The sequence below is a fragment of the Micromonospora sp. NPDC047670 genome, assembly GCF_043204915.1.
In the GTDB taxonomy this organism is placed as follows: Bacteria; Actinomycetota; Actinomycetes; order Mycobacteriales; family Micromonosporaceae; genus Micromonospora.
This window is the reverse complement of record NZ_JBIDDA010000008.1, coordinates 175,165-194,030: the sequence shown is the minus strand read 5'-3', so window position 1 is coordinate 194,030 and position 18,866 is coordinate 175,165. Positions and strand designations below refer to the sequence as shown.

At 75.5% G+C, this 18,866-nt stretch carries 14 protein-coding genes; 7 read left to right on the top strand and 7 right to left on the bottom strand.

Annotated features, from left to right (window positions below; genetic code table 11):
• The first annotated feature begins 210 nt into the window (after positions 1–210).
• The 3 genes from ACGF7U_RS20880 to ACGF7U_RS20870 all read left to right on the top strand — a co-directional run bounded on the left by ACGF7U_RS20880 (position 211) and on the right by ACGF7U_RS20870 (position 3,180).
• Entirely contained in the window at positions 211–558 is a 348-nt protein-coding gene (locus ACGF7U_RS20880) for a TcmI family type II polyketide cyclase (protein WP_393108957.1), read from the top strand.
• 12 nt (positions 559–570) lie between these two features.
• A complete protein-coding gene (locus tag ACGF7U_RS20875) occupies positions 571–1,920 on the top strand; it encodes an FAD-dependent oxidoreductase (RefSeq protein WP_393108955.1) in 1,350 nt (449 codons plus the stop codon).
• Between the two features lie 237 nt (positions 1,921–2,157).
• Entirely contained in the window at positions 2,158–3,180 is a 1,023-nt protein-coding gene (locus ACGF7U_RS20870; RefSeq protein ID WP_393108953.1) for a helix-hairpin-helix domain-containing protein, read from the top strand.
• A gap of 342 nt (positions 3,181–3,522) precedes the next feature.
• Here ACGF7U_RS20870 and ACGF7U_RS20865 read toward each other — a convergent pair whose 3' ends face one another.
• Positions 3,523–4,344, bottom strand: a complete 822-nt coding sequence (locus ACGF7U_RS20865) for a hypothetical protein (protein WP_393108951.1) — start codon at positions 4,342–4,344, stop codon at positions 3,523–3,525.
• Positions 4,345–4,578: 234 nt separating this feature from the next.
• On the opposite strand from ACGF7U_RS20865, the gene ACGF7U_RS20860 reads away from it, so the two are divergent.
• Entirely contained in the window at positions 4,579–4,785 is a 207-nt protein-coding gene (locus ACGF7U_RS20860; protein WP_091095227.1) for a hypothetical protein, read from the top strand.
• A gap of 321 nt (positions 4,786–5,106) precedes the next feature.
• Entirely contained in the window at positions 5,107–6,066 is a 960-nt protein-coding gene (locus ACGF7U_RS20855; RefSeq protein WP_393108949.1) for a TIGR03557 family F420-dependent LLM class oxidoreductase, read from the top strand.
• Between the two features lie 266 nt (positions 6,067–6,332).
• Here the strand turns inward: ACGF7U_RS20855 and ACGF7U_RS20850 are convergent, their stop codons facing one another.
• The 4 genes from ACGF7U_RS20850 to ACGF7U_RS20835 all read right to left on the bottom strand — a co-directional run bounded on the left by ACGF7U_RS20850 (position 6,333) and on the right by ACGF7U_RS20835 (position 14,333).
• The gene (locus tag ACGF7U_RS20850) at positions 6,333–7,889 is read right to left on the bottom strand and encodes a hypothetical protein (protein ID WP_393109220.1); all 1,557 of its coding nucleotides are present in this window, start codon (positions 7,887–7,889) and stop codon (positions 6,333–6,335) included.
• Between the two features lie 196 nt (positions 7,890–8,085).
• On the bottom strand, positions 8,086–10,179 hold the full coding sequence (locus ACGF7U_RS20845) for an amino acid transporter (RefSeq protein WP_393108947.1): 2,094 nt from the start codon (positions 10,177–10,179) through the stop codon (positions 8,086–8,088).
• 387 nt (positions 10,180–10,566) lie between these two features.
• Entirely contained in the window at positions 10,567–11,337 is a 771-nt protein-coding gene (locus tag ACGF7U_RS20840; protein WP_393108945.1) for a DUF5995 family protein, read from the bottom strand.
• Positions 11,338–11,444: 107 nt separating this feature from the next.
• Positions 11,445–14,333, bottom strand: a complete 2,889-nt coding sequence (locus ACGF7U_RS20835) for a helix-turn-helix transcriptional regulator (RefSeq protein ID WP_393108943.1) — start codon at positions 14,331–14,333, stop codon at positions 11,445–11,447.
• A gap of 261 nt (positions 14,334–14,594) precedes the next feature.
• Between ACGF7U_RS20835 and ACGF7U_RS20830 the strand changes: the two genes are divergently transcribed.
• Positions 14,595–16,649 carry an adenylate/guanylate cyclase domain-containing protein gene (locus tag ACGF7U_RS20830; RefSeq protein ID WP_393108941.1) on the top strand — a complete coding sequence of 685 codons (2,055 nt, stop codon included), beginning with the start codon at positions 14,595–14,597 and terminating at the stop codon, positions 16,647–16,649.
• 48 nt (positions 16,650–16,697) lie between these two features.
• On the opposite strand, the gene ACGF7U_RS20825 is transcribed toward ACGF7U_RS20830, so the two are convergent.
• Complete coding sequence (locus ACGF7U_RS20825) at positions 16,698–17,534, bottom strand: SMP-30/gluconolactonase/LRE family protein (RefSeq protein WP_393108939.1); 837 nt, start codon at positions 17,532–17,534, stop codon at positions 16,698–16,700.
• A gap of 118 nt (positions 17,535–17,652) precedes the next feature.
• Between ACGF7U_RS20825 and ACGF7U_RS20820 the strand changes: the two genes are divergently transcribed.
• Positions 17,653–18,171, top strand: coding sequence for a MarR family winged helix-turn-helix transcriptional regulator (locus ACGF7U_RS20820; RefSeq protein ID WP_393108937.1), 519 nt, complete (start codon positions 17,653–17,655; stop codon positions 18,169–18,171).
• Positions 18,172–18,265: 94 nt separating this feature from the next.
• Here ACGF7U_RS20820 and ACGF7U_RS20815 read toward each other — a convergent pair whose 3' ends face one another.
• Positions 18,266–18,832: a dienelactone hydrolase family protein gene (locus ACGF7U_RS20815; protein ID WP_393108935.1), complete on the bottom strand. Its 567-nt coding sequence runs from the start codon at positions 18,830–18,832 to the stop codon at positions 18,266–18,268.
• Positions 18,833–18,866: the final 34 nt, after the last annotated feature.

Sequence of the window (18,866 nt, the reverse complement as noted above, 5' to 3'; positions counted from 1 at the left end):
GGGCCGGCTACGGCACCTGCCACGACCGAGGGTCATACGCCGACACCAGGCGTCCCGACGGCGGACATGTCGACCTACCCCCGCCCGGACGGCGTCACCGGCGCGACCACGCACGTGACGGGCAGGTGACAGCCGCCCCGGCAGGGTGGGCCGCACAACAGTCCGTGGCCTCCGCCGTGTGAGCGGAGCACCACCGGCGAGAGGGGTCCCATGAGCCGTCTACTGATCGTCAGCAGGATCATCCCGGGCGCGGAGGGACGGGTGGCACAGATCTTCGCCGAGTCCGACGCCACCGAACTGCCCGCCCTCACCGGGGTCCGGCACCGGTCCCTGTACTGCCTGCACGACCTGTGCGTACACCTGATGGAGACCGCCGACGTGGACCCGGACGCCCTCGCCGGCGCCCGCAACCACCCGCTCTACCGCCAGGTCAACGAGCGCCTCTCCGCCCACACCTCCCCGTACCTGCCGACCTGGCGCTCACCACGCGACGCCATCGCCGGCTGCTTCTACCGCTGGGACGCCGCCGACGCGCCGTCGTCGCACGCGGCCGGCTGAACGGCGGTCGCCATGTCACCCAGACCACCCCACGTCCTGATCATCGGGGCCGGCACCGGCGGCCTGTGCCTGGCCCACGGCCTGCGCCGGGCCGGGATCAGCGTCGCCGTCTACGAGCGCTACCGCACCCGCGGCGAGGGACTGCTCGGCTACCGCGTCGGCATCGGCCCCACCGGCAGCCGCGCCCTGCGCGAATGCCTGCCGCCACGGCTGTTCGACACCTACCTGGCCACCTGCGCCCGCTCCCCCCGCTACTTCAACGTCATCACCCAACGGATGCGCCAGACGGCCTCGTTCACCCTGCGGCCCGACACCGACCCGGTCGACACCGAACGGTCCGTGGCCCGGATGACCCTGCGCCAGGTCCTGCTCACCGACATGGAGGACGTGGTCCACTTCGACAAGACCTTCACCCGGTACGAGCAACGCGACGACGGCACCGTGACCGCGCACTTCGCCGACGGCAGCACCGCCACCGGCGACCTCCTCGTCGCCGCCGACGGCACCCACTCCGCGGTACGCCGCCAGTACCTGCCGCACGCCGTCACCCGCGACGCCGGCACCGTCAACATCGCCACCCGCATCCCGCTCACCCCGCACACCCGCCGCCTGCTGCCCCCGCGCATCGAGCAGGGCATCTCCCTGATCTTCGGCACCGGCGGGATGATGGGCGTACTGCACGTCATGGAGTTCAAGTGGGACGCCGACGGCGCGCTGAAACCCGGCGTCGACCCCGCCGACGCCGCACTGCTGCGCGCCTGGCCCGGGCTCCACCACGACCCCACCCGCGACAACATCAACCTCGTCATCTGGAGCACCGCCCGCCGGTTCCCGCCCGACGTCCTGCAACGCCGCGGCGAGGACCTGCTCATGCTCGCCCTTCGACTCACCCGCAACTGGCACCCCCACCTACGCGAACTGCTCGCCCGCAGCGACCCGGGCAGCGCCCTGCCCATCAAGGTGTCCACCAGCGAGCCGGTGCCGCCGTGGAAGAGCAGCACCGTCACCCTGCTCGGCGACGCCATCCACACCATGACCCCGGGACGCGGGGTGGGCGCCAACACCGCACTGCGCGACGCCGCCCTGCTCAGCCGGCAGCTCCGGCTGGCCGCGACCGGCGACAAGACGCTGCTCCAGGCGGTGGCCGACTACGAGGCCGCGATGGTGCCGTACGGCTTCGCCCGCGTCGCCGACTCGCTCAACCGCAGCGGCACCAACGGCGACGACCGGATGTACAAGCCCGTCGTCGGCCGGCTCGCGCTGCTGGGGGCCCGCGGATACTTCGGCGTCACCAGCCGGGTGCCCCGGCTGGCGCGCAAGTTCGTCAACGACTTCTACACCTACCGGGGCGAGGAGGACTGACCGTCCGACCCGGACCCCCGGCGCCCGCCCGGCGCCGGGGTCCCCGCGTGCCCGTCCCGATCCGGCCGCGCCGGACCGCAGCGCGGCGACGGTCCGTCGCCCGTCGGACACCCCCGGTGCTCCCCCCGTCCCACCACGCCGCGAGCGACCGGTCCTGCCTGTCGCCCGCACGGAGCGTGTGCGAAGCTGCGGCGAGTTTTTCTCGGAGTTTCGACGTGAACGAGAGGGAGGTTTGCCGTGGCGTGGTCTTTCGGGCACTGGCTGATACTGATCGTGGCCCTGCTGGTGGGTCTGGCGGGCGGATGGTTCTTTCGGGGCCGGCAGGACGCGGCCGCCGGGCACGGCGCGCCCACGGTGGAGGGTGACCCGGTCGCCGGCATGACCGCCGTGGTGGTCGACCCGCCGCCCACCGCCACCACCGACGAGGCGCGCCCCGAGGTGACCGTCGACCGGGCCCCCGACGCCGTCGCCGACCCCGTTCCCGCCGCCGACCCTGTCCCGTCGGACACCGACGCCGCCCCGGTCACCGTCCTCGTGACCGACGCCGAGCGTGCCGACGAGGTCGACCCGGCCGACATGGCGCTCACCGGCGACCCGGTGCCGGCGCCCGACGTCGACCCCGTGGCCACCGCCGCGCCGCTCGACATCGCCACCGACCGCCGGCCGGACGCCGAGGTCGTGCTGCCGGCCGCGGCCCAGGTGACCGGCCCCGTCGACCACCCGGCCGAGGAGCCCGCCACCGCCGCGGAGCCGGTCGCGGCCGCCGAGCCGGAGCCCGTCGCCGCCGCCGAGCCGGAGCCCGTCGCCGCCGCCGAGCCGGAGCCGGTCGCCGCCGCCGAGCCGGAGCCCGTCGCCGCCGCCAAGCCGGAGCCCGTCGCGGCTGCCCCGGCCGAGCCGGAGTCGGAGTCGGCGCCGGCCTCGGCCGACGTGCCCGCCGGGCCGGTGGTCGTGCCCGCGGCGCGCAGCGCGGTGGCCACCCCGCCGGCGCCGAGCACGGACGACGCGGACACCCCCGACGACTTTCGCCGGATCCAGGGCGTCGGCCCGAAGATGGCGGCGGCGCTGCAGGCCGCCGGCATCCGCACGTACCGGCAGCTCGCGGAGCTGGACGAGGCCGCGCTGCGGGAGACGATCCGGGGGGCCGGGCTGCGGGCCGCGCCGAGCCTCGCGACCTGGCCGCAGCAGGCGAAGGTACTCGCCGGCGCCCCGCGGGAGGCGGCCGCCGCCCTGCCGGCCGCCGTGGGCGGCGACGACGCCTGACCCCGGGCCGCCGCCCTGCCGGCGGCGGTGCCGGGTGGCCCTCCCCGCGAGCCGGGGACGGCGCCACGACACAACCTGACCCCGATGTCCCCGGCGTCGCGGCGTCCCGCTCACCGGGAGGCCGCGACGCCGGGCGTCCGGCCTCCCAGCCGACACAACCCCGCGCGCCGGGCCGCACCCCCGGCCGGCGTGTCCCGATCGTGCGCCCCGGCCCGATCGTGCGCCCCGGCCACGTCCTCTCCCACCACCGCCGGGCAGGCGTCCGGGGAGCACGTCGCCCGGACGTCGGTCACGACCGGTGCTGTCTCAGGCCGGCCACCACGGGCCCGCTCCGCGACCCGGTCACACCAGCGCTCCCGCGTACGTCCGGACCTCCAGGCGCCGGCCGGCGGCGGGGCCGAGCCGCACCTGGAGGCCGAGCGGCGCGGCGGCCCGACGCACGTCGTCGACGTGCAGCGAGCCGTGCCGGTCGACGGTGAGCACCGGCGGCTCCTCCGGCTCGCCGGCCGGGGCGTGGAACGACAGCAGCGTCACCGAGGTCGGCAGGTGCCCGGGGTGCGCGGCCCGCGCCGCCGCCTCGTCCCGGTGCGCGAGCACCACCAGGTCGTCGAGGTGGGCGAAGTCCTCGGCGACGCCCTCGGCCTTCCAGTGCGGCGGCTCCTCCGCGGCCCCCGTGCGGTGCCGGGAACGGTTCGCCGAGGTGATGTAGAGGTGGTCCACCCCGGTCTCGGCGACCGCCCGCTCGAAGAACGCGTTCGACGGGCAGGCCAACCCCGGCGCGATCACCTGCGTGGTGCGTACGCCCCGGTCGCGCCGGGTCAGGTGGGCGGGCAGCCGGTCGACGGCCGGGCCGCGGAAGCCGAACGGGCCCGCGCCGTAGAGGACGCCCATCAGCTGCCGCACCCGGCCCCCGGGCAGCCGGCGCGGCACCCGCGACCAGTCGAACATCGCCGGGATCCGCCGGAAGGCGGTGGTGATGCTGCCGACCTGGTCGGCGGGGCGGCCCTTCGCGACGTTGACCCGACGCACGGTGGCCGCGTCCGGGCGGGCCACGACGGCGTAGAAGTTGCCGAAGGCCACCGCGACCACCGCGCCCCCGGCCAGCGCGCGGGCCGCCACCGCGACGTCCTCGGGGCGGTCGATGTACAGGTGCGGGGCGTTCATGGTGTCCTCCTGCGCCGTGCCCTGACGCAGTTCTACGCCCGTCGGGCCGCCGTGCGGGGCCGTCGGTCGCCGATCCGATAGCGCACCGGCACGGGCGGGCGGCCCGCACAGCCGCCCCGGAGGCTGTCGATCGACGGATCCGGGGTGGTCGATCGGCGGCGTCGTTAGCCGTTCGTCGCGACTGGGTACAACGTCCTGCACCTCGAAACCACCACACCCTTTGCGGAGGCAGCGATGCGCGGCACGTCGATATTCGGAGTCCTCGTCGTCATCTGGCTGATCATCGGCGCGGTCGCCGCCGGCCAGCGCGGCTACTACAGCGGTGACGACACCAACTGTGCCGAGGCCGGCACGATCCTGGTGACCATCGTCGCCGGGCCGCTGAACTACATCGGCGCCAACCCCAAGGTCGACTGCGAGCTGCCCCAGCCGTCCGAGTAGGACGGCGCTTCCCCCGGCCCGCGCCCACTGTGGCGCGGGCCGATCCGTGTCCGTACGCCGCTCGGCGCGCCGGCCTCTCCCGCCGGAGCCTCGACCGCACGCCCCGGCCGCCAGGGCCTCCCGTGCGACGCCGCGCGGAGTCGCGGTGACGGCTCACCGCGCGTGGTCGCGGTGAGCGCCCGCACCACGCGTATAGCGTCCTAGGAGGCTGGGGTTGTTGGCCGCGCCGGCGCCACGGCGGGTCGCCCAGGGGCGACGTTTGCCGGCCCGGGCGGCGGGAACCGGCGTTGCTCCACCGCCGCACGGGACGGGAGCACCGGGATGAAGATCGGCTACAAGCTGGCCGCGGAGGGGTACGGACCGCAGGAGATGATCCGCCAGGCGGTCCGCGCCGAGCAGGCGGGCTTCGACTTCGTCGAGATGAGCGACCACTTCCACCCGTGGCTGGACGTGCAGGGGCACTCGTCGTTCGCCTGGAGCGTGCTGGCGGCGATCGCGGCGCGGACCGACACCCTCGGCCTCGCCACCGGGGTCACCTGCCCGACCGTCCGGTACCACCCGGCGATCATCGCGCAGGCCGCGGCGACCATGGCGCTGATCTCCGACGGCCGGTTCACCCTCGGCGTCGGAGCCGGCGAACGACTCAACGAGCACGTGGTCGGGCAGGGCTTCCCCAGCGTGCGGGGCCGGCACGAACGGCTGCGCGAGGCGCTGGAGATCATCCGGCTGCTCTGGCAGGGCGGCTACCAGTCGTACGAGGGCAAGCACCTGCAGTTGGAGGACGCCCGCGTCTTCGACCTGCCGGACACCCCGCCGGTGATCGCGGTGGCGGCCAGCGGGCGGGCCTCGGCGACGATGGCCGCGGAACTCGGCGACGGCCTGTTCGTCACCGAGCCGAAGGAGTCGATCGTCGCGCACTACCGCGAGGCGGGCGGCGGCGGTCCCCGCTACGCCGAGGTGCCGATGGCCTGGGCCCCCGACGACGCGCAGGCGTTACGCGCGGTGCTGGAGACCAGCCGCTGGATGGTCACCGGGTGGAAGGTGATGAGCGAGCTGCCCAACCCGGTCAACTTCGACGCCGCCAGCGCGTACGTCGAGGAGCGGCACATCCGCGAACTCTTCTCGGTCGGCCCGGATCCGGAGGCGCACGTGGCGAAGGTCCGCTCCTACGTCGAGGCGGGCTACGACCACATCGTGCTGCAGAACGCCGGCCCCGACCCGGACGGCTTCCTCGACTTCTTCGCCGGCGACCTCGCCGGCCGGCTGCGCGCCCTCGGCTGAGCCGCCGTCGGGCGAGCGGTTCGTCGACACCGAGGACACGCGTCCCGCGCTCGTCGCCGGGAGCTTCCGCGGGCGAGCGCGAGGGGCGCCGGGGCGACCACGGAACGCGGGCACGCGGCGAGGGGCGCACCCCGCCCCGCCGCGACGATCACGAGGATCGCCGGAGGCGGGACCGGGATGCGCCCCTCGCCGACGGTGTGCCGCGCTCCCCGTACGGGCGGTGGTCGGCCGGGCGAGCGCCCGACCGACCACCGGCGGCAAGGCCGTCAGCGGAAACAGTGGGTCACCGGGACCCGGCTGCCCTCGCAGTTGGTGGGTTCGTTGTCGATGATGTCGGTCTCGTCGTCGATCTTGACCCGCGCCTTGTCGGCGAAGAGCCCGCCCGGCTTCACCGTGGCGGCGTTGTCGACCACGCGGCTGGCGTAGAACGAGACCTGACCCAGCGACACGAACACGCCGCCGCCCTTCGACGCGGCGCCGACCGCGTGGTTCCGGTCGACGTCGCTGCGGCGCACCAGCAGGTTCGACTTCACGGCGTGGATCCCGCCGCCGGAGCCCCGGGCGGTGTTGCCCGCCACGACGCTGTCGTCCAGCGGCAGCAGGCCCTGGAAGGTGGAGATGCCGCCGCCGTTGCCGGTGGCGGTGTTGTCGCGCACCTGCAGGCCGCGCAGGAAGATCAGGGCGTCCGAGTTGGCGATGCCGCCACCGGTCTGGGCGGTGTTGCCGAGCACCTTGGTGTCGGCCACCCTGGTCCGGGCCGAGAAGCTGGCGATGCCGCCGCCCTGCGCCGCGTTGTTGTGCGCGAAGGTGCTCTTCTGCACCTCGGCCGCGCCCCGGTAGTTCCCGAGGCCCCCGCCGTACGCGACGGCGCTGTTGTCCCGGAACTCCGACGTGCGCAGGCTCAGCACACCGCCGTTGAGCAGGCCCCCGCCCTTGCCCGCGGCGCCGGCGGCGTGGTTGTCGACGAACGTGCTGTCGGCGACCACCATGTTGCCGTCGTTGAAGATCCCGCCGCCGCCCCCCTCCGCCGAGAGGGAGGTGCTGTCGACGACCGTGATGCGCTCGACCACGGCGGACGCGCCGTGCACGACGTGGATGCTGCCGCCCTCGGCGGCCGAGAGGCCGTTGCGCAGCACGACGTCGGAGAGGTTCAGCTCCCCGCCGTCGCGGACGGTGAAGAACCGGAACGCCTCGGCGTGCGCGTCCCGGACGATGCTGGCGCCCTCTCCCCGGATGGTGATCGGGTGGTAGATGACGGGCAGGCCGGCCTTGTCGTGCTGGGGGTTGCGCGGTGGCGCCTCGGCGTCGCCCGGGTTCTCCGCGCTGTCGGCCGCCTCCCGGGCGTCCCGGATCCCGCCGTCGTAGTCGTCGGGCTGCTGGAACGCGTGCGTGAGCTCGTACCGGCACTTCGGGGCGAGCCGCAGGTCGGCGCCGCCCTCGGCGTTGGCCCGGACCAGCGCGGCGATCAGCTTCGCCGGGTCGCACGGCACCGGGACCTCCCCGCGGTGCCCGGGCCGGGGCCCCCGGTCCGGGTGCCGCTCCCCGTCCTCCCCGCCGCCGCGGTGCTCGCCGGAGTGCCGGGCGCCGAGGTCGGCGCGGCGCTGCTCGCGGAGGTCGTCGCGGTGCCCCGCGCCGGGGTCGTCGCCGCGCAGCACCAGGGACCGAGCCTCCGAGGCGGCGGGCAGTTCCGCGGCCACCGCGGCGGCGCCCGCCGTCCCGGCCATCCCGGCCACCAGGCTGCCCGCGACGAGCCCACCGGCTAAGAACCACCGGGACCGCCGCCTGGCTCGTGCCGGTCGCCGGTTCCCTCGATACGTCGACATCAGGCTTCCCCTGCCTTTCGCGTGCACGACACGACCGCCCCGATCCGGGCGCGGGGTGGCGGACATCCCGTCGGCCACCGAAGGTCACGATACGAGCGAAACTCGGGCAAGTCAGTCGAAGATGAAGAAACGTAGTGTTCACCTTTGGGAAGGCGTATACCGGGTCGAGCGGACCGTACCGGCACGCGCCGCCGCGTCAGCCGCCGACGTGGATGCCCGGCCGGCGGGTCGGGTCCGGCTCGGACTTGCGCAGGATCTCCCGGACCACCGGCGGCGTGTCGCCCCGGCCGAGGATGAGGTAGCGCAGCAGGTGCGCGAGGGGGTTCCCCTCGGACCACTCGAAGTGGGCGTGCGGGCGGACGCCGGTGGCGTCGCGCAGCGCCAGCAGGATCGCCGCGATCGCGTTCGGCGCCGCCGGGCTGCTTGCCCGCAGCACCCGGAAGCCGCCGACCTCCACGCCGTGCACCCGCAGCACCTCACTGAACTTCGACGGGTCGACCACGTCGATCTCCAGGAAGAGGACGTCGCCCTCGCCGGGGACCGGGTTCATCCCCCGCTGCGCCCGCTCCTTGACCGTGTACTCCTTCACGGCGCCGCGGGCCCGCTTGTGGGCGATGAGGTGCAGCCGGCCGTCGTGCGCCAGCGAATCGGCGATGAACCGCCGCGCCGGCTCGTCGAACTCGATCCGCTCCGCGCGCAGCTCGGTGGTCCGGCTCACCCGCGAGATCAGCGAGACGGCGACGATGCCGAGGATGAACAGGGCCGAGATGGTGATGCCGTCCGGCTTGGCGATCACGTTCTCGGCCAGGGCGTACAGCAGGACGAGGGTGAGCACGGCGAAGCCGACGGCGGCGGCGCGCTCCCGGCGGCGGATCGCGGAGATGGTGACCGCCACGGCGGCGGAGACCATCATGGCGAGGATCCCGGTGGCGTACGCGCCGGCCTGGTCGTTGACGTCGGCCCGGAAGACCACGGTGATCGCGACGCTGACCAGGGTGTAGACGATCACGACCGGCCGCACCGCCCGCGCCCACTCCGGCGCCATGCCGTAGGTGGGCAGGTAGCGGGGCACGATGTTGATCAGGCCGGCCATCGCCGAGGCGCCGGCGAACCAGAGGATCAGCGCGCTGCTGACGTCGTAGACGGTGCCGAATGCCTCGCCGACGTGCTCGTGGGCGAGGTACGCCAACGCCCGGCCGTTGGCCGCCCCGCCCGGCGCGAACTCACCGGCGGGGATCAGCACCGTGGTGACCAGTGAGGTCGAGACCAGGTAGACCGACATGACCAGCGCGGCGGTGGCGAGCATCCGACGGGTGTTGCGGATCCGCGCCGCCAGCCGGGCCTCGCGGTCGGCGCCCTTGCCGGCCACCAGCGGCATCATGCTTACCCCGGTCTCGAAGCCGGAGAGCCCGAGCACCAGCAGTGGGAAGGCCAGCACGGCGGTCAGCGCCACGTCACCGGGGTCGCCGCCCGCGGCCAGGGCGGCGGTCCAGTCCGTCAGCGTCCCCGGCTCCGCCGCGATCTCGGCCACCGAGACCGCGACGATCACCGCGTTCAGCGCCAGGAAGACGGCGACGAGCGGGATGGCCACCGCCACCGCCTCGCGGAAGCCGAGCAGGAAGACCCCGCCCAGGACCAGCAGCAGCACGACGGTGACGCCGACGGCGACGGCCGTGCCACCGACGCCCTCGGGCACCAGCGGGTTCTCCAGCAGGTGCACGGTGGCGTCGGCCGAGGAGAGGGTGATCGTGATGATCCAGGAGGTGGCCACGAAGCCGAGCAGGACCAGCACGAAGACCTTGCCGCGCCAGAACGGCAGCAGCCGCTCCAGCATCGCCACCGAGCCCTGCCCGTGCGGGCTCTCCCGGGCCACCCGCCGGTACATCGGCAGCATCCCGAGCAGGGTCAGCGCGACGATCAGCAGGGTCGCCAGCGGGGAGAGCGCCCCGGCCGCCAACGCCGCGATCCCGGGCAGGTACGACAGGGTGGAGAAGTAGTCCACCCCGGTCAGGCACATGACCTGCCACCAGGCGTGCGAGCGGGTCTGGCCCTCCGCCGCCTCCGGGCCCACCGGCTGCACCCGGTGCAGGAACAGCCACCGGCGCAACGGGCTGAGCGGGGCGGCCGGCCGGCTGGGGCTGGGCACGACCTCCGGAACGGCGACCGGGCGGCCGTTGCGGCCGCCGGGGCGGGTGGGGTCGCGTGCGGCGCGCAGGTCCCGCCCGGGGCCGGCGGGCGGCGGGCGGCGGGCGCGCGTGCGCCGCGGTCTCGCCCCGTGCTCGTCAGCCATGCCCCGTCCCCACCACCTAGCGGCCCTGACCCGACCGTAGGCGGTCTCCCGCCGGCCGCCCGCCGGAACGGCGAACCCGGTGCCCCGTGCCCCACCCACCAGGCAGGAAAGGCTCCCGCCGCGGCGGCTGATGTCGCAGACGATTCAGCTCGACAGCCCCGGCGGGGGCAGCGCCGCGGCCAGGGCCGCCGGGTCGGCGACGGTCGCACCCGGGTGCCGGAGCCAGCCGCCGGCGGCAGGGCGTGCACCGGCTCGGCGAGACGGAGGCAGAGCCCGGCCGCCGCGCCGACACCCCGGCCGGCGGGTCCGGGCGGCGACGGCGGCCCGGGACGCGTCCCCGCGCTCCGCCTGGTTGCCGGTGCGGAGCGCGGGGACCCCCCGTCCCGGCTACTGCAGGAACGCCCCGAGGGGCGACAGCAGCAGCCGACCGAGCGCCGCGGCGGTGTCGTCCAGCCGCGCGCGCTCACACTCGTGGGCGGCCGGGTCGTGCCGGCACCGCCAGATCTTCTGCGCGTTGCGCCAGGCGACGTCGCGCGTGTACTCGACCAGTTCCCCCTGGTACCAGTCGTCGATGTCGCCGTTGAGCATGTCGATGAGCAGCTGCCAGCGCTCCAGGTAGCCGCGCCGCAGGCCGGGGATCTTGTCGGCGAAGATGTTGTTGATCTCGAGGTAGTCGCGGTGCTGGTCGGTGCCGTCGACCGGCTCCGACTCCAGGCTGTCGAACGTGGTCACCAGCGCGAACGGCAGGTCGAAGTTGATGTGCGCGTTCACCCCGGCGGCCGCCGACGGCAGCGGGCGGGCGTCCGGCCCCCGCATCCGCTCGAACAGGCACGCCCACGCCTTCGGCGTGCCCGGGCTGGAGTCGGTCCACAGCCGCATCGCGTCGAAGTAGCGGGCGGCGAACTCCACGTCGAGGCGCGACAGGAACACCGGGTCGGAGAAACGGTCGTCGTAGAGCCCGTTCAGCACGCTCTCGGTGATCGTCAGGTAGAGCTTGTTGAAGTCGGCCAACGGGCAGCTCGCCTCCAGCGGAGGCAGCCGGACCAGCAGGTCCTGGAGCTTGGTGAGGTGGTCGACGACCGCCGGCACGTCGGCGGGGTGGTCGGCGAGCAGGTCGACGATGTCCCGATGCACGGGCCCCCACACCGGTTCCGTCATCTCTCCTCCACAGTGGTCCGGGGCACCCCGTGCCGTCGTCGACGCCGCACACTCTGCCAGCCGACGACGGTCGGCCGGATCAGTAGAACGACGTATCCGTACGCGCCTCAGCCGGGCCGGTTACGCAGGAAGATGGCGCTGGCCTGCACCCGGGTGCGGACCTGGAGCTTGTCGAAGATGTGCGAGACGTGCACGCCGATGGTCCGCTCGCTGATGAACAGCCGCTGGCCGATCTCCCGGTTCGTCAGGCCCTCGGCGACGGCGGCGAGCACCTCCCGCTCCCGGGCGGTCAGCACCGCCAGCTCGTCTCCCTCGGGGCCGGCGGCCGGCGCGGAGGCGACCGGCCGGTCCTCCAGCGACACCCGCGCCCGGCCCGCGAGGGTCCGGATCTCCGAGGTCAACGGCACCGCGCCGAGCCCCTGCGCCACCTGGTACGCCTGCCGCAGCAACTTGCCCGCCGTGGCGCTGCGGCTGCGCCGGGCCAGCAGCGCCTCGGCCTGGCGCAGCCGGGAGTAGGCCGCCGGATAGGGGTGGTGGCGCCGGTCCCACTGCGCCACCGACCGGGCCCACAGCTCCGGGTCGCTGCCGTCGAGGCGGCTCACCTCGGCGGCGCACAGCGCCAGGAAGCCGTCGACCACGTCGCGCACCGGCCGGGCGGCGTGCTCGCTCTTGCGGGCGACCCGCTCGGCGACCTCCCGCAGCCGGCGCACCGCGGTCTCGTCCACGGCGATCGTCCGGCTGGCGTGCGCCTCCGCCTCGGCCCGCAGGCCGTGCCACACCAGCGCGGCCAGGATGCCCACGTCGTCGGAGCGGCTCTCGGTCAGGCCGCGCTGCACCGCCTGCCGGGCGAGGTCGTGCCGCCCCTGCCACATGGCCAGCCCCGCCCGCAGGGTGAGCAGCGGGATCACGTGCCGCGCCCCGCCGCCGGCGAGCACGGTGGCCACCGCGTCCAGGTCGCGGTCGGCCGCCTCGATGTCGCCGTAGCCCACCGACAGCCGGCAGCGGGCCAGCAGCAGCTCGACCGCGTCCGCGCCGGAGGGTCGGTGCCGCAGCGCCGCCGCGACGACCTTCTCCGCCTCCGCCCACTGCCCCACCCGGAACAGCCCGTTGGTGGCGATCGCCAGCAGCCGGGTCTCCCAGGTGCGGCCCAAGCCCAGCTCGGCCACCCGCTCGGCGCCCCGCCGGGCGACGACGACGCCCTCCTCGAGCACGTTCAGCGGCCCGGTCAGCAGCTCGGCCAGGTGCAGGTACGCGCAGGCCACGTCCTCGGGGCGGCCGGAACGCTCGGCCGTCTCCAGCGCCCGGCGCATCACCGCCAGCCCCGCGTCCGGGTCCTCCAGGTACGCCTCGGAGAACCCGAGCGCCGCGCTGGCCAGCACCACCTCCGACGTGGAGCCGTCGACCGCGGCGGACAGCTCCAGCGCCTCCCGGGCCCGCCGGCCCGCGTCGGCGTACCGGCCGAGGTGCAGCAGCAGCTCCGCCAGGTGCGCCGCGGCGGTGGCCCGTTCCCGGGGCGTGCAGTCGGGGGCCTCCAGGGCGCGCTGGTACTCCGCCTCGGCGAGCGCGGACCGGCCGGCGGCGGCCAGGTAGCGGGCGCGCCGGATGTGCAGCGCGCAGGACGGCCGGTCGGCGTCGGCCAACTCCTCGAGCAGGGCCAGCGCGCGGGCGTGCTCGCCACAGTGGTGGGCGGCCTCGGCGGCGTGCTCCAGCAGGGTCACCCGGTCCACGTCCGGCGGGCGCGTGCCGGGCCCACCGGCCAGCTGCAACGCGACCGACCAGTGCCGGTGCGCCTCGGCCCAGCCGTGCAGCCGCTCGGCCTCGCGGGCGGCCGCCATGGCCGCCGGCAGCGCCCGCGCCGGCTCGCCGGCCAGCCGCCAGTGGTGCGCCAGGCGGGCCTGGTGCAGCTCCGCCGGGGCCGAGGTGAGCGCCTCGGCGTAGCGGCGGTGCAGGGCCGCGCGCTCGGCCGGCAGCAGCTCGTGCTCCAGCACCTCGGCGACCAGCCGGTGCCGCAGCCGGTAGCCGTCGTCCGCGCCGACCAGCAGCCGGTGGGCGACGGCGGCGCGGACCGCCTCGATCAGCTCGTCCTCGGGCAGCCGCGTCACCCGCGCCAGCAGCCAGTGCGCCACCGGCTCGACGCCGGCCGCCACCGCGTGCACCACCGCGTGCGCGTGCTGCGGCAGCGCGTCGACCCGGGCCAGGAAGATCTCGCGCAGCGTGTCGGAGAGCCCGTCGCGGCCGTCGCGCAGGTCGCGGGCCAGCTCCTCCACCACGAAGGGGTTGCCGCCGCTGCGCTGCCACACCAGCTCCGCCGCCTCCGGCGCCAGCGGCCGGCCGACCACCGCGGCGGCGAGCTGGTCGGTGCCGGCCCGGTCGAGCGGGGCGAGGTCGAGCACCCGCACCGTACGCAGCCGGCGCAGCTCCGTGAGCACCCGGCGCAGCGGGTGCGCGCCCTGCAACGACTCGGCCCGTACCGCGGCGAGCACGGAGAGTTGAAGGTCACCGAGGCCGGCGAGCAGGTAGAGCAGCAACTGGCGGGTGCTGCGGTCGACCCACTGGAGGTCGTCCAGGACGAGCACGAGCGGGCGCCCCTCGGCGATCAGGTGCAGCCCCCGGGAGACCCGCTCCAGCAGCGCCCCCGCGCCGTCCGGGCCGGCGGTCTCGTCGGCGAACACCCGCAGGAGGCTGCGGACCGCCGAGGAGGTCCGGGCCTGGGCACCGGTCAGCTCGGCGTCGAAGCGGCGCAGCGCCTGCAGCAGGGGGTGCAGCGGCGACGCGTCGCCGATGTCCAGACAGGACCCGGTGAGCACCAGGGCGCCCGCGTCGCGCAGCCGGGTGCTCACCTCGCGCAGCAGCCGCGTCTTGCCCACCCCGCTCTCGCCGGTGAGGAAGACCGCGGCGGTGTGCCCCTGTGCGACCTCGCCGAGCAGCGCGGACCGCACCGCCGTCACCAGGTCGGCCCGGCCGACGAGCGGTGCGGTGTCCACATCGCTGGCCATGGCACGCAGCCTAGTCACACGTCCCCGCACCGTTCTACGGGTCTTTCGCCCCTGTGGTACTCCTCGCGTCGACATTGCGACCAAAGGTTGGGTGTGGCCGACATACGTCGTTCTGCGGATCCCCCGGCGGCCGCGGAGTGACAGTGTCCGAGGCGTCGTCAGCCAACGGGGGGAAAGGCAGGTGCGATGCCCATGCCCATGCCCATGCCTATGCCCACCATCGTCGCTGGTCCACGACGTGTCGCGCCGGCAGACTGGCCGGTGCCGGAGGAGAGACGCACGGTCACCGTGCTGTTCGCCGACATCGTCGGGTCCACCGCGCTCGTCGACCGGCTCGACCCCGAGGATGTGCGTGCCCTGCAACGGGCCTACTTCGACACCGTCGCCGGGGTGCTGCGCCGGTGGCACGGGGTGGTCGAGAAGTACATCGGCGACGCGGTCATGGCGCTGTTCGGGGCCCGCGAGTCCGACGGGTTCGACGCGTACCGGGCGGTGCGGGCGGCGCTGGAGATCCAGCCGGCCCTCGACCGGCGCCGGCTGCCCGGCACGCTGCGGCTACGGGTCCGGGTCGGCATCGCCACCGGCGAGGCGCTGGTGGACCTCGCCGCGACGCACGACGGCGGGCACGCCTCGGCCAGCGGCGCGGTGATCACCACCGCCGCCCGATTGCAGGAGTACGCCCCGCCCGGCGGGGTGGCGCTCTGCGATGCCACCCGACGGGCCACCGCGGGGCTGATCGACCAGCGCCGTGTCCCGCCGGTGGCCCTCGCGGGCAAGGCGGTGCCGGTCGACGTGTGGCACGCCACCGGCACGGCCCGGCCGGCCCCGGTCCGGCACGAGGGTCCGCTGGTCGGGCGGCGGCGGGAGCTGGCCGCGGCCCGGGATCTGATCGTCCGGGCCGTGCGGCACCGCAGCCCGCGCTGGCTGTCGCTGGTCGGCCCCGCCGGTAGCGGGCGCAGCCGGCTGCTGCACGAGTTGCGGCGCGCGGTGACGACGGTGGACGACGTGCCGGTGCGCTGGTGCGTCGCGCCCTGCCCGCCGTACCCGCGGGCCCTGGCGCCCGTCGCGGACCTGGTGCGCGGGCTCGCCGGCCTCGACCCGGACGACCCGCCCGCGGCGGTACGCCGGCGGCTCACCGCCGCCCTCGCGGGCCTGGTGCCGCCGGCCGGCCTGACCGAGGCGGTGTACGCGCTGGAGGAACTGCTGGCCGGGCCGGACGCCTCGCGCGGTGCGGCGCGGGGCGCCGAGGTGGCGCGGGAGGCGCTGCTGGCGCTCGCCGCTCGGCAGCCGGTGGTGGTGGCGGTGGACGATCTCGACCGGGGCACCGGCGAGCTGAACCGCTTCCTGCACCGGCTCTTCGCGGCGGCCACCGCGCGGTCCCTGCCGCTGGCGGTGGTGGCGGTGCACCGTCCGGAGTGGGCGGACGTGCTGCCCGGGTCCCGGGGCCGCCGGCACCGGCTGGACGTCCCGCCGCTGCGCGCGGTGGAGGCCGGCCGGCTGCTGCGCCACCTGCTGGGCCGGGCCGACCGGCCCGCGGCGCAGGCCGCTCGCCTGCTGCCGCTGGTCGACGGCAACCCCGGCCGGGCCGCCGCGTACGTGGCGGCGCTCGACCCGGCGCCGCCGGCACGGCTGCCCGTGCCCGAGGCGGTTCGCCGCGAGGTCGACGCCCGGCTGGACCGCCTCGACGGCGCGCGGCGGGGCGCGTTGATGGCCGCCGCGGCCCTCGGCGCGGGGGCCACCGCGTCGTCGGTGGCGCGCCTGCTGGGCTGGACGCCCGCCCGGGCCCTGCCGGAGCTGCGCGCCCTCGCCGCGTCGGGCCTGCTGGCCGTCCGGCCCGACGGCCGGTACGCCGTCGCCGACCCGGTGCTCCACGCGGTCGCGTACGCCCGGCTGCCGAGGGCGGTGCGGGCCGCGTTCGCCCGCCGCGCCGGAGGGCCGTCGGGCGCCGTGGCACCGGCCGGGCAGCGCGCCCACCTCCGTCCGGTGCCGCCGCCCGCCACCCCCGCCGTACCCGCGTCGGGAACCGCCGCGGCGGACGGCCGGGTCGGCGCGCCCGCCGGGGACGGGCAGCCGCCGGCGGGAGTCGCCGGCGCCGCCCCGTCCGCGCCACCCGCCGTGCCGACCGGGGCCGGCCCGGTCCTCGTCGCCCTGCCGACCGTACGCCGGCCCGGCCCGCGCCCGGATCCGGCGGGGCTCCGGCGAGCTCGATCGCGTCGACGCCGCGCGAGATCGCATCTCCGAGCGTGGAGTGGCCTCCCGGAAACCGGCGCCGGAGCGCAACACGACGGCCATCGAGGCGCGGCGACCGCGGCGTGACCGTCGCGACGCCTCCCCGGGTGGAGGCTGCGAGACGCGCGGTCGGGGTCAGGGCCTGCCGGCTCCCGGCGCGGGTGCCGGGAAGGCCACGACCCGCCCGCTGGGTCGCGACCGCTCGGGTCCGGCCCAGTGCTGGCCGACGACGAACAGGCGCGGGTCGTGGTCGCGGCTGAGCGTGCAGGCGAAGGCGCCGCGATCCAGGTCGACGGTGGCCAGCACGTCACCGCCCTGGCGGACGCGGACGCAGTGCTGGTTGCCGACGTCGGCGTACCAGATCGCGCCCTCGGCGTCGAAGCAGATCCCGTCGGGGTGGTCGCCGGGCGTGTCAGCCCAGGCGCGCGGGCTGCCGAGGCGACCGTCGCTGTCGATGTCGTAGGCCGTGAGCCGGTTCGCGTAGGACTCGGCGACGACCAGGGTGGCGCCGTCCGGGCTGATCGCCATGCCGTTGGGGAAGGCGAGGTCGCCGGCGACCTGCTCGACGGCGCCGTCGGGCGTGACGAGCGCGATCAGGCCCGGGGCGAACTCGCCGCCGGGAAAGTCGAACCCGATGCTGTTGACGTAGGCGTTGCCGTGCTCGTCGACCACGATGTCGTTCCACGGCTTCCGCGAGATCGGGGAAAGGTCGGCGTGGCGGACCAACGACCCGTCCGGCTCACGGCGCAGCAGCCGCTGCCGGGCCGAGTCGACGACGAGCAGCCGCCCGTCCGGCAGGAAGTCGATGCACATCGGGAACGACGCGACGGTGGCCACCACCTCGTGGCTGCCGTCGGTGTCGAGCGCGATCACCTGGTTCGCGCCCCAGTCGGAGAACCACACCCTGCCGTCGCGCCAGCGGGGCGACTCCCCGAACACCACGCCTTCCATCAGGACAGCTGGTTCGCTCACCACGACTCCTCTTCCGCGACCTGGGCAGGCCGCGCCCGGTCGCAGCGGCACCCATCGGCCTGATAGTCATAATCCATGAATGTCGTAGCTCATGAGCATAGTGGGCTACGATCGCGCGATGGCGCAAGAGCGAGCCGGTGAGCCGACGGAGTCGAGGGTCAGCACCGGCTTCCTGCTGGCCCGGCTCGGTGCCGAGTCACGTCGCCGGTGGGCCCGGACGCTGTCCGAGCGCGGACTGACCCCATACCACTTCGGGGTGCTCATGACGCTCGACGAACACGGTGAGACGCACCAGCAGCGGCTCAGCGCGGCAATCGGCGTCGATCCACGCAACGCCGTGCCGATCTTCGACACGCTCGAAGCCCGCGAACTGATCACGCGTACCAGCGATCGGACGGACCGCCGCAAGCGCACCGTCGTCATCACCGCCGCCGGCCGGGCGGCAGTCGACGAACTGCGCCACACCGGAGTCGCGCTGGACCATGGCCTGCTCGCCGGCCTGACCGAGCGCCAGCGGACGACCCTACACCGGCTGCTGCTCAAGGTGTTCGAGACGACCATCGACACCAACTCCACTCCGGCCACGGCCCCGGGGGAGCCGGCCGACCGACCGACCGCGCCGACAGCCCGACCCTGAACGCCGCCCACGTCGAGGCGACCGTCGCGCGGTGGGCCACCGACGGACGTCAGAGGCCAGGTGCGCCGGCGTGCCGCTGCCGGGCGTACGCACGTCAGCGGTCGGCGAGGAAGGCGATGGCCCGCTCCCAGGTCCGCGCGGCCGCCGCCGGGTCGTGGTCGGGCAGGTCCGGGTCGGTGTAGAGGTGCCCGACGCCGGGATAACGGTGGACGGAGAGCTCCGCGCCGGCCTCGGTCATCGCCCGCCGCCACTGCTCGACCTCCGGCTCCGCGTCGTATTCGTCCGGGTCGCCCAGGTGCAGCTGCACCGGCAGGCCGGGCCGGACCGTCTCCGGCTCGCCGCCGGTGCCGCAGAGCAGCAGCAGCGCCGCGGCGTCGGGACGCTCGGCGAGCATCGCGCCGGCCACCCCGGCGCCCATCGAGAACCCGGCCAGCACCGCGTCGGCCGGCGCCTCGCGCAGGGCATACCGGGCCCGATCCAGCACGGCCTCCTGGCCGATCTTGCGGAGCAGGGCGAAGCCGTCCTCCACCGTCTCCGCGGCCGGCTCGCCGTAGAGGTCGGGGGTGACGACGGTGTGCCCGGCGGCGCGCAGCCGGTCGGCGGCCGTCAGCACGGCGGGCCGCAGCCCGTAGACGGAGTGAAACAGCACGACGTGTCCCATGGGCGCATCCTGCCCCACACCCGGCGCGGGACCG